Raw genomic sequence first — 12,419 nt, 5'->3', positions numbered from 1 at the left:
AATGAAAAAAAAATCACGGTAAACTAACCTTTTCTACTTCTCATAAATTCATAAGGCTTTCACGATTTTCAAATGCCCTCAACAAAAGAACATGCCTATTGCGAAAGACACGATGTCGAACCATTCGGGATTTTGAAACATGCATGAGCGCATTACGCAACATTTTTCAGACAGCATTGACGCCAAGATCCGTGCTGCCGACAGCCTGCCCCCGCTGATCGCCCAGGCCTCCGAGATGATGGTGCAATCCCTTCTCAATGAAGGAAAAATCCTGACCTGTGGCAACGGTGGCTCCGCTGGCGACGCCCAACATTTCGTTTCCGGGCTGCTCAACCGCTATGAACGGGAAAGACCTTCACTGCCAGCCATGTCCCTGTGTGCCGACAGCCTGACATTAAGCTCCATTGCTAATGACACCAGCTTTCACGAAGTCTTCTCAAAACAAGTGCGGGCACTGGGGCAACAGGGCGACATCCTTTTGGCCATTTCGACATCGGGCAACAGCCCCAATATCGTCCAGGCCATTCAGGCCGCTCATGACCGGGATGTCCATGTCATTGCCCTGACGGGTAAAAGCGGTGGTGATATGGCGAGACTGCTGCACCCGGAAGACATTGAAATCCGGGTGCCTGACAATAGCTCTCCGCGTATTCGGGAAGTTCATACACTGATCATTCATTGCCTGTGCGATCTGATTGATGAATACCTGTTTTCCGGAGAGTAACGTTCAGCACAAGACTCCATTCAATAAATCACCGGTCAGGAGATAACAAGGTGAAGCGTTTATGCGCCCTTATTTTAGCCAACTCACTGTTTCTGCTGGGGGGCTGCTCGACCATCGTAGGCAGCGTCAATGAAGACCCCATCCGTGCAGACCCCACCGAACGTTCGTGGGGCAACCTAATAGACGACCAAACCATTGAAACCATATCAGCTGTTAACATTCAAAAAACCGATGAGCGCTTTAAAGACAGTCGAATTAAAGTGGTCAGCTTTAATGGCACCGTTCTGCTCATCGGCCAGGTAGCCAGCAATGAGCTGAAGCGCCTTGCAGAAGAAACCGTCGGCAATGTGAGTGAAGTTGACAAGGTTTACAACGAGCTCACTTTAGACAGTAACGCCAGCCTGCTGGAACAGAGCAATGACTCCTGGCTAACGACAAAAGTGAAAGCGAACCTGATCAAGAGTGAGGAGGTTTCTGCGGACCGCATCAAGGTCAATACAGAAAAAGGCACTGTCTACCTGATGGGACTGACCACTCCCGCACAGGCTCAGGCGGCGGTTGATATTGTCAGAAACACCGGCGGTGTTCAGAGAATAGTTAAAGTCTTCGAATACATTCAGTAGTCCCATCATTTGAGCTGGCACAGTCACACCAGTCTGTGACACATTTAATAAGCTAAGTAATATTGCTTACTTAATATGCTTGATGAGATTGATATGATGTAAACCAATTTCTCCAACTTGCATAACGCAAGATCATTAAGGATTAAGACGTATCATGAAAGGCATCCAAATCACCTCCTGCGAAAATGAAGCTCTGGTCAACTCCATCTGGCTGATCGATGAAGCCAGTAAAGAGGCCCGTCTGATTTGCTCCAAAGGCGATGAGCTAGAAAACGACACCGTTCTACCGGTAGAAAAACTGGGTACGTTCGAAAGTCGCGAGATTGAACTGACGTTTGAAGAAAAAACCATCCGGGAAGGTGGGCAGCACCTGAACGTTAACGTTCTGTCCCGGGAGAAACTGGAAGAAGCCGCAGCCAATCCTGAGAAGTACCCCTCTCTGACCATTCGGGTTTCCGGTTACGCTGTTCGTTTCAACTCCCTGACACCTGAGCAACAGCGCGACGTGATTACCCGCACCTTTACCAGCGAGATGTAAACATCTCCCCAGAGGAAAGCTCCGCTTTCCTCTGCTTTGCAATCCTTCCTTATGCCATCTCTTTCATAACAATCTTTTGAGAAAAAGATTATTTTTGATGAATTTCGAGGACTTCATCACCATTCACGCTAGCCTCAAGACCATCCAGCGTTTCATACTGATAGAATCCGTCAGGTTTCATACGGGGAGTATCTTTCGTCGTGATTGAACGACCGTCTTTAAGGGTAATAACGTGAGGGCTGGCACAGCCAACCAGAAGAACGGTGATGATTAAAACAAGAATCAGGTTAATGCGCTTCATAAAAAAACTCCTGCTAAACCATCATCACAGCTTAGGAAAAGATTTCGGGTCTGCAACCAGAAATCCCGATTTTCTTGTCAATCAAGCGCACATTTCGGCAACAGAAGCACTATTTCGAAGGGGAGAGAAAGAGAGCGCAATCAGCGCCCTCTGAATGGGGCTTACATGCCGTTTCGAAAAGTCTTATGGTCAATAACGCCGCTATCTCGCACACTTTTCAAGCCAACTGCATACTCTTTCAGGACAGCAAGGCTGTAATCCATACGGTCTTGCATATGCTGATCAGCTTCTGCATTTTCACCGGTCATCACAGAAGCCACATGGCGGACAATAAGATGGTCTGGAATGTAGCAGAGGCGACAGTTCTTGTAGCTGCTTGAACGCAACTCCACGACAGGGTAAGAGCCACCCTGTCCAGCAGACACCGCAGCAATCAGAGCCGGCTTATGCCCTAATTGCTGAGGACCAAAGAACAGGAAAAAGTTTTTCAGGCCGGAAGGAACCATGCCGTTCCACTCCGGTGCCACCACAACGATGGCATCACTGGCATTTAAAGTAGCCCTCCAGGGAGCCAAAAGGGACTTCCATTCTTCATTGCCAGACCAGATGGACTCATCCCACAGCGGCAGAGGGTTTTCTGCCAGATCAAGGATATCCACCTGATCAAACAGCGCCAATGTTTCTACACGCTTTTTGAGTACATGACCGATACGAGTACTCTGAGATTCCTTACGATGGCTGCCACAGATAATTGTCAGGTTCATCAAGACCTCTTTTAAGCATTCCGATTATTAGATACCAGGAAATAATAACGAAAACATGCCACTGAAGCGAAGCCATTTTAGCTAATGAGACTTAACTTACTTAATGACTTTCAGGTGTGACCTGCCAGGCTTACGGGGCGTTTTGTCAGCTTTTTCTTCTTTACCAGAAGCTTTCTGAGACTTGGGACCCGATACAGCCTCTAACTCAAGGTGAGGAGCCACGCCCTCTTCCGACTCAGCAAAGGGTTCAACTTCAAATACCATACCCTGGCCGTTCTCGCGGGCATAGATCGCCATCAATGCTTCAATAGGAACCACTATGGTCAGTGCCTCACCGCCAAACCGACCATCAAAGGTAATCATGTCATTCCCCATATGCATGGCTCGCACCGCTGCCGGAGAAATATTGAGTACGATCTGACCGTCGTTAACGTACTCCCTGGGCACCTCTACCCCTCTACAGGCCGCATCCACAAGGATGTAAGGGGTGCAGTCATTTTCAAGAATCCAGTCATACAAAGCTCTGGCAATGTAGGGGCGACTGCTCGTCATTGTCATATTCTTTCTCCGTCCGGGCCAACTTCCGACAGCTGAGTACTTATGCTGCCTGGCCAGACTCTTTAGCCCCGGCAGTGGTGCTGCCGGGGTTCGCCTTATATCAAAGAGTGTCACGCATCTCTTTTTCAATTTCAGACAAGCTGTCCTTGAAGGATTCACGCTCAAACAAACGTTCAGCATAATCCAGAATGGCCTGACCCTGCTTGGGCAGTTCAATACCCATCGCTGGCAACCGCCACAGGATTGGGGCCACACAGCAGTCCACCAGGGTAAATTCATCACTCATAAAGAATGGCTTTTCAGCAAAAATAGGCGCCACCGACAGCAGGCTCTCACGCAGTTCTTTACGAGCACGGGCCGCGGGCGTCTCTTTGGTTTTTGGATCGGTAATAATATCCACCAGACTGCACCAGTCTTTCTGGATGCGGTGCATCATCAGACGACTCTGGGCACGGCTGACCGGATAAACAGGCAACAGGGGAGGATGAGGAAAACGCTCGTCCAGATACTCCATCATAACGCTTGGTTCATACAGCACCAATTCACGATCAACCAGGGTTGGAAGACTGTTATACGGATTGAGATCAGACAGTTCCTGAGGCAGGTTTTCAGGGTTTACATCCTGAATATCCACCGCGACCCCTTTTTCGGCCAGAACAATACGAACCCTGTGACAGTAATGGTCAGATGGGTTCGAGAAAAAAATCATGGATGACTTTTTGGCAACTACAGCCATGAAGTACCCCCGCCTCATGCAAAGGAAATGAACTCCCGAGCGAGCCAGCCTGCTCATTCGATCCCATAATTCGAATGAGTCACACTGACCTGACGGGCCGACACCGGAAGCCTGTCGGACTTAAGACCGCCCTACTGGCTCCCAGAAAATAACGGGATATCTTATCAAACTTTACGCCCTGCGGAATAGGCGCTCCGGAAACTTTCGCGATAAAGCCCGACAAAATCACCGGGCTTTCCCGAAATTACTTCCAGCCAGGAATGGCACTACCCTTGAACAACTCCTTAGCTTTCTCTTCCACAGCCGGTGTATGGTAAGACTCGACCAGCGCCTTGATACGGGGATCGTCTTTATTGTCCTCACGCGCCACAATCAGGTTAACGTAAGGGGAGTCTTTACCTTCAACCAGCAGTGCATCCCGCTCTGGCAGAAGACCGGCTGGCACTGCATAAGTTGAGTTGATAAAAGCCAGATCGACGTCATCCAGAGAGCGAGGCAATTGGGCTGCATCCAGCTCGATAAACTGGAGTTTTTTCGGATTTTTAACAATGTCAGCCGGTGTCGCCTCCAGATTGTTAACGTCTTTCAGCTTAATTAAGCCCTTTTTATCCAGCAGGATCAGCGTACGACCTTCATTACTTGGGTCGTTAGGAATCGCCACTTTGGCACCCTCTTTAAGCTCACTGATATTTTTGATTTTTTTGGAGTATGCGCCAATCGGATAGATAAAAGTATTGCCAACCGCTGCCAGCTTGAAGCCACGATCATGAATCATGCTGTCCAGATAAGGCTTGTGCTGAAAGGCGTTAACATCAATAGAACCGTCAGCCAGAGCCACATTGGGAGAAACATAGTCAGAAAATTCGACCAGTTCAACATCCACACCATGGTCTTTTTTGGCGATGTCTGCTGCGACTTTCATGACATCCGCTTCCGGGCCCGCCATAACGCCCACTTTCAAAGGACCTTCTGAGGCATTCTCAGAGCCACAACCGGTTAACAGGACACTGGCGGCCACCAGCGCCGCACCTGCCAGGGCTTTTATTTTATTGACTGCAAACATTCTTCACTTCTCCATTCAATGATGTAATTCGCCAGCAATCAGCGAGTTCTGTCGTAATAATTTTGCAAACGGTCGCCAATGCTCTGTATCAGCTGCACCAGCACAATAAGAACCACTACAGTGGCGAGCATGATGACCCCATCAAAACGCTGGTAGCCGTAGCGAATCCCCAGGTCACCGAGACCGCCACCACCAATGGCACCTGCCATAGCCGAGTAGCTGACCAGGGTCACCAGAGTAATGGTCATACCATTAATCAGTCCGGAACGCGCTTCAGGCAGCAATACCCGACTGACAATTTGCAACGGTGTGGCGCCCATGGACTGGGCGGCCTCCACCAGCCCCGAAGGCACTTCATTAATGGCACCTTCAGCAATACGGGCAACAAATGGGATGGCCGCCAGGGTCAGGGGCACAATGGCAGCGGTTGTTCCGATCGAAGTGCCTACCAGCAGGCGAGTCAGAGGAATGATCGCCACCAGCAGTATAATAAACGGCACCGAACGTGTAGCGTTAACGATAGCACCCAGCACCGAATTCAAAGCCGCATTTTCTTTAATCCGTCCCGGTCGGGTAATGTAAAGCAACACACCAAGAGGAATACCAAACAGGAAGCTGAGCCCACCCGATACCGCCGTCATATAGACCGTTTCCCAGAGTGCCTTGCCCAGGAGCAGCCAGGAATCAGCAGACATATCCCGCCACCTCCACCTGTACATTGTCTTTAAGAAATTTCATGGAGGCCTCAACGTCTGGCTCTTCACCCATAATTTCCACCATCAGAAAGCCCATGGATTTGCCATTAACGGTTTCAATGTCGGCCTGCAGAATGACAAAATCAGTACCAAACTGCTTTGCTGCCCGGGTAATCAAGGGCTGTACGACCCGCTGCCCAATAAAGGTAATCCGTACCACTGGCCTTGAGCCTTCAGTGGGTTCTGATTGAAAACGGCTTTCCACTTCAGCTACCGGCTTTTCATGAATGGCACTGCGGACAAATTCCCGCGCCAGTTCCGTTTTTGGATTCAGGAAAAAGGATTCAACATCGTTCTCCTCAATCAGTTGACCATGGCTTAATATGGCAACCCGATCGCAAATCGTTTTCACCACATCCATCTCATGAGTAATAATCAGCACCGTAATCTTTAACTCACGATTAATATCTTTCAAAAGCGCCAGAATCGATCGCGTCGTCTGAGGATCCAGGGCGGAAGTCGCTTCATCACACAAAAGCACCTTAGGCTTACTGGCCAGGGCTCGGGCAATGGCCACCCTCTGCTTTTGGCCACCTGACAGCTGGGAAGGATAACTGTCCCGCTTTTCTTTCAAGCCGGTCAAATCCAGCAGTGGCAACACCGCTGCTTCAATGTCCTGCTGGCTGGCACCGGCCAGCTCCAGTGGCAGCGCAATATTCTGGTAAACCGTTCGGCTCGACAGTAGATTGAAGTGTTGGAAAATCATTCCTATGTTGCGACGAGCCAGACGAAGCCCTTTTTCAGCCAGCTGAGTAAGCTCCTGCCCGTCCACAACTACCTGACCTGAGCTGGGACGCTCTAACAAATTGACACAGCGTATCAAGGTACTTTTGCCAGCACCACTTGAGCCAATCACACCGTAGATGGATCCTTCAGGCACACTGAGATTAATGTCATCCAGAGCCTTAACCTCCTTACCTCCTGCCGTAAACACCTTGGTAAGGTTTTTCAGTTCTATCATCGTTTCTCCTGGCTGATTCAGATCCAATCAGCGGATGTTGCCTGAGCTTTACTTTTTCATGGGCAAAAAAAAACCACCCTGCGCTAAACAGAGTGGTTTTTTTACGAATTCGTTCACAAACCCTTCTTTTAGCCGAATTTCTAGTGCGCCCGCAAGCCAAGACAAATCGGCGCATTTTCGCGAAGACTAAACGACGCAAAAAATAAAGTCAACTGCAATTCCCGGCAAAAAGACCGGCTATCGAACACCCGAAGCAATAGCAGTGACACCGGCAATACTGCACAGCACCAGCAAAGCATTACGAATAACTCTTTGATCAATGCGGTGGGATACATGAGAAGCGATTTTACTCCCCAGCAATACGGCTGGAAGCAGCACCAGGGCATTCTTAACGTCATGAACACCCACCATGCCACCGGCTGAGAGAAATATCAGTGAGATAAAACTACTGAACACGAAATAAATAGATAGACTGGCCCGAATTTTGTCCCCGGTTTCATTCTGCATGACCAGGGCCACCGGAGGTCCGCCAATAGAGGATGTTGTACCTGTCACACCCGAAACAACACCCGCAACAAACAAGCTGAGTTTAGTCGCTCGAACTTTTACGGAAAACAGACTGGCAAACACCGCCATAAGCACAGCAGCGCCTATAAAAAGACTCATGTGATCTTTGGAGGCCACCAGCAGAAGATAAGCCCCCAGCAACGAACCCGGAACCCTGCCAGCCACAGCATACTTCATTTCTGCCAGGTCCAGCGCCCCCCGATACTTTCTGGCTGTCAGCAGGGACAGAAACAAAGCCATACAGATCAGGGTACCCGGCACCAGAGAAGGTGCAACGATATAGAGGATGGGTGCAGCTACTATCGCCATACCGAAACCGATCATGCCCTGAACCAAAGAGCCCAGGAAAACAACAAGCATGGCTATTAAAAGCTGGTACAGGCTCAGGTCCATAACAAAGCTGCAATATCCAATCTATCGGAAGGGAGCAATAATATAACTGTTTACCATGAGCAGAATCCACTGCCATTTGTACCCATAATCACACCCGACGACCAAACAGCTCTTTGTAATGCTTCCTACAAACTGAAAGATAACTGTCGTTGCCACCAATCTGAACCTGACTGCCACTGTTGACAACATTGCCATCGGCATCCAGACGCACCTGCATACTGGCCTTTTTCTCACACTTCTTGCAGATACTTTTCAATTCACACAGTTCATCAGCCACCGCCAGAAGCACACCGCTGGCCGGGAAAGCCTGACCGAAAGCATCGGTACGCAAACCAAAACAAAGCACCGGCAACCCCAGGTCATCAACCACATCACTGAGCTGCCACACCTGTTCTTCCGTCAGGAACTGGGCTTCATCAATCATGACACAGGACAACCTTTGCTCTTCGTGCTCACGGGTTATCTGCTGAAGAAGGTTATCTTGCTGAGCGATGGCCAACGCATCTTTCTGAAGGCCAATTCGGGAGGTAATCCTCCCTCTGCCAAACCGGTCGTCTACCGCTGGCGTCAACAAAAGCACCCGTTTACCAGCCGACTGGTAATTATGCGCTGCCTGCAGCAGATAAGTACTCTTTCCCGAGTCCATGGACGAATAGTAGAAATAGAATGAGGCCAATTTCAGAGCACCTTTGTCAATTTACATTGACAGCATACAGCGATATGCCGCTGTCAGGCGATAAGCAAATATTCGGTATTTGAGACAGCCAGACTCATCTCCCGAAGCAGGTTATCAACAAAAGAGAGGTGACCCATATCTCCAACTAAACTGTGATTGATCTGGCTCACGGGATCGGCAATACCAGAATACCCACTCATTTTTATGCCTCAAACCCACGTCGTCAGAAAAGACTCCGGTTTTTCTTTCATCCAATTCAGGGCATTTTATCGTGAATAACTTTCTTGATATCCATCCAGATGTTAGTTCTGCCCTAACCTCTGGCACTCCTGTTGTAGCCCTTGAGTCCGTCGTTATTTCCCATGGACTGCCCTTCCCCCAAAACCTCGAAATCGCTCTTGAGCTGGAAAAAATACTGCTGGACCAGGGCGTTCAACCGGCCACCACCGCCATCATTAATGGACGGTTAAAAGCAGGCCTTTCGAAAAAGGAGTTGGAATTTATCGCATCTGAGAACAAATCCCTCCACAAGGCAAGCCGAAGAGATTTGGCAGGTTTGATAAGTCACCAACGGTCAGCAGGCACCACCGTAGCGGCCACCGTGGTGATTGCGGCGATGATAGGAATACCAATAATGACCACCGGCGGCATCGGTGGTGTCCATAAGCACGTCGAAAAAACACTCGATATTTCTGCTGACCTGATTGAGCTGGCTCGTACTCCCGTTGCCGTGGTCTGTGGTGGCCCAAAAGCCATTCTGGACCTGCCAAAAACTCTGGAGTTTCTGGAAACCCGGGGCGTTCCTGTTGTTGGTTATCAAACCGACAAACTGCCCGCCTACTACAGTCACGAATCTAACCTTTCGGTCGATTTCAGAGTCGACTCTCCAGAACAGACCGCTCACCTGATTGAGTGTCAATTAGCCCTGCCAGCCTGTGGCGGCTTACTCATTTGCAATCCGCTTCCCAAGGCAGATGCCCTGCCCTGGGAAGAGATTGCTCCCAAAATTGACGATGCTGTTTTTCATGCAGAGAAACAGGGTATCCACGGTAAAGCCCTGACGCCTTTCCTGCTTCAACATCTCTTTCAAGACCATGGCGAGCAGTTGCTGCAAGCCAATTTATCGATGTTAAGGCACAACGCTCAACTGGCAGCAATGATTGCCCGACATTTCAATAACCCCCTTTGACACAGAGCCTGATCAGACTGCTATCCATTTAAGGCTCTTCGTGCAAGAATACCCACCCTGCTCAGCCTTCCCTCCTGTCACCCAAAGGAACAAATATGCTTGAAAAATACGTTAAAGTTGGCCAGAAAAATCGTCTGAAAGTCGTCGATAAAGCAGGCTTCGGCGTATTTCTGGACGGCAGACAGTTCGATGAAATCCTGCTACCCAAAAGGCATGCGCCTGCAGACTGCACGGTCGGGGATGAACTGGATGTCTTTGTCTACCTGGACTCAGACGAGCACCTGATCGCAACGACAGAAACACCACTGGCCTGTGTTGGTGAGTTTGCCTCCCTGAAAGTCAAGGAAGTGAATCAGGTAGGCGCCTTTCTGGACTGGAACCTTGGCAAGGATCTGCTGGTGCCGTTTCGTGAGCAAAAAGCCCCTATGCGTGAAGGTGGGCGCTATGTCGTTTATCTCTATCAGGATGAAGCAACAAGACGTATCGTCGGCTCCTCAAGACTCCACAAGTTTATTGATCGCTCAGCAGACGAGTACCGAAACAGCCAGCCGGTCTCTCTTTTGATTTACGAAAAAACCGATCTTGGCTACATGGCCATTATCAATAACAAACACGAAGGACTGCTTTTCAGAGAAGAAGTACACGACACAGTCAAACTGGGTGACAAGGTGCAGGGTTATATCAAGCGTATCAGGCCGGATGGGAAAATTGACCTCTGCCTGAAAAAACCCGGCTTTGATCGAAAGGCAATGGACTCTCTCAGCCAACAGATTATGGACAAGCTGGCTGCGGCAGGAGGTTTTCTTCCTATGAACGATAAAACGGATCCTGCTGAAATCAAGCGAGTCTTCGGAACTAGTAAACGCGCCTTTAAAATGGCGCTGGGTGGCTTATACAAACAGCGCCTGATTCAAATGGAAGCATCGGGTATCCGCAGCAATTAACTTTCTGGCTGGAGATTTTGGATGGCCTGGAAGATGCTGGAAAAATCTTTCTTACCCATACCCTGGGAAACATGGCGGTTATAAAGGGCACAGGCAAGGTCACCCAAAGGCGTCACGACCTTGCTATCGCCGGCAGCCGCCATTGCCAAGCGCAAATCTTTCAACATCAGTTCGCTCATAAAGCCTGGCTCATAGCCCTTGGAAGCCGGGGCATTTGCCATCAGGCCGGGACATGGGTTATACCCTTCCAGCACCCAGTTTTTTCCTGAGCTGGCCAGCATGATGTCGGAAAGTACGGCAGGGTCCAGGCCATTTTCAGCGCCAAGGTTAAGGGCCTCTGAGGTGCCAATCATCAGGATAGACAGCAACATATTATTGCAGGCTTTAGCCACCTGACCGGCACCTGGACCACCCGCGAGAAAGACATTTTTGCCCATATCAAGCAGCAATGGCTTCACCTTCTCAAACACTTCGGGATCGGCCACCCCACACATAAACGACAAAGTGCCTTCAACTGCACCGGCAACGCCACCGGACACGGGCGCATCCACCATGGACTTCCCTCGCCCGGAAGCTGCAACGGATAACTTTCTGGCGGTATCGGCATCAATAGTGCTGGTGTCAACAAGAATGGCAGAAGCTGGAACCAGGTTCAGCAAGCCCTGTTCAAGATAGAGACTTTCAACATGCTCGCCAGCAGGCAACATGGAAATAACAAACTCGGCCCCGGAACAGGCCTGCTCGGCACTGGCTGCGGCTTTTGCCCCCTGGGCTGCCAGAGAACGGACTGCCTCAGGAACAAGATCAAATACATTCACGTCGTGACCACGCCTGACCAGGTTGGCCGCCATGGGAGCGCCCATATTTCCAAGACCGATAAACGCAACTGTTGCCATGATCTGCACTCCAAAGTATTTGTTATTATTATCAACCGACCATTTAGATAGAGGCATCATTATATGCAACATTCAGGATAAAACTACAACCGATGGGTTCCACGATTGAAAGCAATACCTCTCTGAAAAAAGCATATTCCGGCGACATACTCTTTTAGAGGTACAGATGCAGTGACGGTGAGTTTTGTCCAGTACGAGTAAATACCATAGGATTAATTGCATCATTGGCTTGATTATCCAGAGCAAGATGCACACAATCCACCCTTCATAGTTATTAGCTGTAAACGGAACACGATGCGCAAGTACGAAGACTCTCTTCCGCTCAAATTACTCAAAGCCAGAGAGGCTGCCATGAGCTTCTTTCGTCCCATGCTGCAAGAGCACTCTATTACTGAACAGCAGTGGAGAGTAATGCGAGTTCTGAACGATGCCGATGAGATGGAAACCAAGCAGCTGGCCGATGCCTGCTGTATCCTGAGCCCCAGCCTGACAGGTATTATCCAGCGTCTTGAGCAACAGGATTATATTAGCCGCCGGAAGTCATCAGAAGACCACCGACGTATTTTAGTGAAAGCCACCCCAAAAGCCAGAAAGCTGCTGGATGAGATGACCCCTATGGTGGAGGACAGCTATCGCCGCCTGACCCAGGGTTTGAGCCAGGAAAAGATGGAACGACTGAAAAAGCTGCTTGATGAAGTCAGCCTGTTGACCAACTAAAGCGCAAACACCGC

Annotated in this window: 16 protein-coding genes; 6 read left to right on the top strand and 10 right to left on the bottom strand. The window is 49.6% G+C overall.

The genetic code is table 11. From position 1 onward, the window contains the following. Nucleotides 1-139 precede the first annotated feature (139 nt). From K7B67_RS05335 to grcA, 3 genes are all read left to right on the top strand, one after another. Nucleotides 140-724 carry a phosphoheptose isomerase gene (locus K7B67_RS05335; RefSeq protein ID WP_252179331.1) on the top strand — a complete coding sequence of 195 codons (585 nt, stop codon included), beginning with the start codon at nt 140-142 and terminating at the stop codon, nt 722-724. A gap of 50 nt (nt 725-774) precedes the next feature. Beyond that, complete coding sequence (locus K7B67_RS05330) at nt 775-1,347, top strand: BON domain-containing protein (RefSeq protein WP_252179330.1); 573 nt, start codon at nt 775-777, stop codon at nt 1,345-1,347. 154 nt (nt 1,348-1,501) lie between these two features. Next, the gene (grcA, locus tag K7B67_RS05325) at nt 1,502-1,885 is read left to right on the top strand and encodes an autonomous glycyl radical cofactor GrcA (protein ID WP_346658257.1); all 384 of its coding nucleotides are present in this window, start codon (nt 1,502-1,504) and stop codon (nt 1,883-1,885) included. Nucleotides 1,886-1,973: 88 nt separating this feature from the next. Here the strand turns inward: grcA and K7B67_RS05320 are convergent, their stop codons facing one another. The 9 genes from K7B67_RS05320 to K7B67_RS05280 form a co-directional block, all read right to left on the bottom strand. Then, nucleotides 1,974-2,186 (bottom strand): YgdI/YgdR family lipoprotein, encoded by a 213-nt coding sequence (locus tag K7B67_RS05320; RefSeq protein WP_252179329.1) that lies wholly within the window; start codon nt 2,184-2,186, stop codon nt 1,974-1,976. Nucleotides 2,187-2,347: 161 nt separating this feature from the next. Continuing rightward, on the bottom strand, nt 2,348-2,950 hold the full coding sequence (locus K7B67_RS05315) for an NAD(P)H-dependent oxidoreductase (protein ID WP_252179328.1): 603 nt from the start codon (nt 2,948-2,950) through the stop codon (nt 2,348-2,350). A gap of 96 nt (nt 2,951-3,046) precedes the next feature. After that, complete coding sequence (locus K7B67_RS05310) at nt 3,047-3,508, bottom strand: ClpXP protease specificity-enhancing factor (protein ID WP_346658256.1); 462 nt, start codon at nt 3,506-3,508, stop codon at nt 3,047-3,049. A 100-nt stretch (nt 3,509-3,608) separates the two neighbouring features. Beyond that, the gene (locus K7B67_RS05305; RefSeq protein WP_252179327.1) at nt 3,609-4,244 is read right to left on the bottom strand and encodes a glutathione S-transferase N-terminal domain-containing protein; all 636 of its coding nucleotides are present in this window, start codon (nt 4,242-4,244) and stop codon (nt 3,609-3,611) included. A gap of 244 nt (nt 4,245-4,488) precedes the next feature. Continuing rightward, a complete protein-coding gene (locus K7B67_RS05300; protein WP_252179326.1) occupies nt 4,489-5,307 on the bottom strand; it encodes a MetQ/NlpA family ABC transporter substrate-binding protein in 819 nt (272 codons plus the stop codon). A gap of 38 nt (nt 5,308-5,345) precedes the next feature. Beyond that, nucleotides 5,346-6,002: a methionine ABC transporter permease gene (locus K7B67_RS05295; protein ID WP_252179325.1), complete on the bottom strand. Its 657-nt coding sequence runs from the start codon at nt 6,000-6,002 to the stop codon at nt 5,346-5,348. Beyond that, nucleotides 5,992-7,023, bottom strand: coding sequence for a methionine ABC transporter ATP-binding protein (locus K7B67_RS05290; RefSeq protein ID WP_252179324.1), 1,032 nt, complete (start codon nt 7,021-7,023; stop codon nt 5,992-5,994). Before K7B67_RS05290 ends, K7B67_RS05295 begins: the two co-directional genes overlap by 11 nt. A 237-nt stretch (nt 7,024-7,260) precedes the next feature. Next, a complete protein-coding gene (locus tag K7B67_RS05285) occupies nt 7,261-7,983 on the bottom strand; it encodes a sulfite exporter TauE/SafE family protein (RefSeq protein ID WP_252179323.1) in 723 nt (240 codons plus the stop codon). An 88-nt stretch (nt 7,984-8,071) separates the two neighbouring features. Next, nucleotides 8,072-8,659, bottom strand: a complete 588-nt coding sequence (locus K7B67_RS05280) for a thymidine kinase (RefSeq protein ID WP_252179322.1) — start codon at nt 8,657-8,659, stop codon at nt 8,072-8,074. Nucleotides 8,660-8,930: 271 nt separating this feature from the next. Between K7B67_RS05280 and K7B67_RS05275 the strand changes: the two genes are divergently transcribed. Beyond that, nucleotides 8,931-9,848 carry a pseudouridine-5'-phosphate glycosidase gene (locus K7B67_RS05275; protein WP_252179321.1) on the top strand — a complete coding sequence of 306 codons (918 nt, stop codon included), beginning with the start codon at nt 8,931-8,933 and terminating at the stop codon, nt 9,846-9,848. Nucleotides 9,849-9,943: 95 nt separating this feature from the next. Next, complete coding sequence (locus K7B67_RS05270; RefSeq protein ID WP_252179320.1) at nt 9,944-10,792, top strand: S1-like domain-containing RNA-binding protein; 849 nt, start codon at nt 9,944-9,946, stop codon at nt 10,790-10,792. On the opposite strand, the gene mmsB is transcribed toward K7B67_RS05270, so the two are convergent. Continuing rightward, nucleotides 10,789-11,745, bottom strand: a complete 957-nt coding sequence (gene mmsB, locus K7B67_RS05265) for a 3-hydroxyisobutyrate dehydrogenase (protein ID WP_346658272.1) — start codon at nt 11,743-11,745, stop codon at nt 10,789-10,791. The two genes, K7B67_RS05270 and mmsB, sit on opposite strands and share 4 nt — an antisense overlap. A gap of 237 nt (nt 11,746-11,982) precedes the next feature. Here mmsB and hpaR point away from each other — a divergent pair, with 237 nt between their 5' ends. Next, the gene (gene hpaR / locus K7B67_RS05260) at nt 11,983-12,405 is read left to right on the top strand and encodes a homoprotocatechuate degradation operon regulator HpaR (protein ID WP_256484735.1); all 423 of its coding nucleotides are present in this window, start codon (nt 11,983-11,985) and stop codon (nt 12,403-12,405) included. The last annotated feature ends 14 nt before the right edge of the window (nt 12,406-12,419 follow it).

This window comes from Endozoicomonas sp. 4G, assembly GCF_023822025.1.
Lineage (GTDB): Bacteria > Pseudomonadota > Gammaproteobacteria > Pseudomonadales > Endozoicomonadaceae > Endozoicomonas_A.
The sequence above is the reverse complement of the archived record's forward strand: the minus strand, read 5'-3'. Positions and strand labels throughout refer to the sequence as shown.